The sequence below is a fragment of the Microbacterium sp. zg.Y909 genome, assembly GCF_024626565.1.
On the sequence record NZ_JANJFJ010000614.1, the window covers coordinates 1 to 1,728 of the forward strand.

Consider the following 1,728-nt stretch of genomic DNA (forward strand, 5'->3'; position numbering starts at 1 on the left):
GCCCGGTCGGCGAGAAGCTCAACCACCTCGTGGCTGCGGCGACGGTCCAGCGCTGCCGTCGGCTCGTCCACCAGCAGCAGGCTCGGCTGGTTCACCAGAGCGCGCGCGATGCCCACGCGCTGACGTTCGCCGCCGGAGAGCTCCCCGGGGCGGTGACCGGCGCGGTGGCCCATGCCCACCGACTCCAGCACAAGGGCGGGGTCGACGTGGCGGTTGCCCGCCAGCCGCCCGGCCAGACGCAGCTGGTCGGCAGCGGTGAGCGCGGGCAGCAGGTTGCCCGACTGGAACACGAACCCGATGTTGCGCAGGCGGAACCGCGCCCGCGTGCGCTTGGACAGGGTCGACAGGTCGGTGCCGTGCACGCGCACGGTGCCGCTGTCGGGGTTCGCCAGCGCGCCGGCGATCGCCAGCAGCGAAGACTTGCCCGAGCCGGACGGGCCGACGATGGCGAGGAGTTCGCCGGGCATGACGGTCAGCGACACGTCGTCCAGGGCCCGGACGCGGGAGTCCCCGTCGCCGAGTTCGAGGACGGCGTTGCTGATCTGCAGGGCGGGGGTGGTGTCGTTGCTCATCGCTGGCCTCCCAGGGCTCGGAGCGGGTCGATTCGGACGATGCGCAGCACCGCGACGGCGGCGCCGATGAGACCGAGCGCGATCGTCAGCCCGGATGCCACGGCGATCGGAGCCGCCTCGAGCGCGAAGGGCATGGCATCCGGCATGAGTGCGCCGAGCCCGACGCCGGCGGCCACGCCGAGGGCGGTGAAGCCGACCAGGAGGATGGCGGCCTGCAGCAGGCTGTCGCGCAGCAGATACCGGCTCGACGCTCCGACGGCACGCAGCACCGCGAGGTCGTGACTGCGCTGGATGGTCCAGACCGTGAAGAAGGCACCGACGACAAGAGCGGAGATGGCGTACAGGAAGAACTGGATCATGCTGAGCGTCAGCGTCTCGGCCTCGTAGCCCGGGGAGGCGTTGAAGGCCTCGGTCAGGGTCATCGTGGTCGTGTCGGCTGTGGCGTCGATGGCCTCGTAGTCGGGCGTGGCGTCCTTCTCGGCCTGCAGCGCGACGACGCTGGCGAACGGGAAGTCGACGGCGGCGATCTCGGCGTCCGTCGGTGCACCCGGCTGGGTCGCGCCGGCGGCCATGAGCTTCCAGGTGTCCAGCGGCAGGTACGCGACGTCGACATGGCCGAAGGTGGCCTGGCCCTCGGTGAAGCCGACGACGGTCAGTTCCACATCGGAGCGCTCGAGCGTGACGACGGTGCCGATCGCGACACCCTCGTCCTTCATCGGCTCCGAGACCACGATGCCGTTGGCGGCCCCGAGGCCCTCACCGGAGGACACCGGCGGCGTGAGGAAGCCGTCCGTCTCCACGCCGAAGAGCGTGAGGTCGATCTGGGTGCCGTCGTCGGTGACGCCGTTGACGATGTTGACGCCCATCGGCTCGGCCTCGGCGATGCCCTCGACACCGTCCCAGGCCGCGAGCTGATCTTCGTCGACGACGGAGCGGCTGAACGCATTGTCCGCTTTGGTGCCGCCGTCGAAGGCGAAGGCGCTGGCGGGCATGGATTTGAGGCCGGAGACCCCGTCATTGACCAGTCCGGAGGACAGGCCCGACAAGAGCACGACCAGCAGCGAGATGAGGGCGATGACCACGCCCATCAACGCGAAGCGGCCGCGGGCGAATTTCAGTTCGCGCAAGGCAAGGAACATGAAGGTCTTTCTGATCG

General features: G+C 70.0%; 2 protein-coding genes. Both read right to left on the bottom strand.

Translation table 11 applies throughout. The features are described from left to right. A partial coding sequence (locus NQ160_RS23435; RefSeq protein WP_257517403.1) for an ABC transporter ATP-binding protein occupies positions 1 to 572 on the bottom strand: 572 nt, incomplete at its 3' end. Then, positions 569 to 1,728, bottom strand: a 1,160-nt coding sequence (locus NQ160_RS23440) for an ABC transporter permease (protein WP_306854125.1), incomplete at its 5' end; no start/stop codon positions are given. The genes NQ160_RS23440 and NQ160_RS23435, both read right to left, overlap by 4 nt.